General features: G+C 75.4%; 1 pseudogene. It reads left to right on the plus strand.

The features are described 5' to 3' along the window. A pseudogene (locus tag AOK09_RS27360) lies at positions 1-374 on the plus strand (electron transfer flavoprotein subunit alpha/FixB family protein); the annotation flags it as partial.

Here is a 374-nt window from a genome sequence, read left to right on the forward strand (position 1 = left end):
GGCGCCGCCGCGGTGGCCGCCAAGGCCGCCGAGTACGGTGCGGCCACGGTGTACACCGCGGATGCCGCGGAGTTCGCCGACTATCTGGTGGTGCCCAAGGTCGACGCGCTGACCCAGATCGCGCGGGCCGCGGACGCCGTCGCGGTGCTGGTGACCTCCTCCGGGGAGGGCAAGGAGATCGCCGCGCGCGTGGCGCTGCGGCTGGGTTCGGGTGTGATCACCGACGCGGTGGACCTCACCGCGGGGGCGGAGGGTCCGGTGGCGACCCAGTCGGTGTTCGCGGCCTCCTTCACGGTCGCCTCGCGGGTCACCCGCGGGGTGCCGGTGATCACCGTCAAGCCGAACGCGACCAGCCCCGAGGCCGCCCCGGCCGC

It is taken from the genome of Peterkaempfera griseoplana (assembly GCF_001418575.1).
Lineage (GTDB): Bacteria > Actinomycetota > Actinomycetes > Streptomycetales > Streptomycetaceae > Peterkaempfera > Peterkaempfera griseoplana.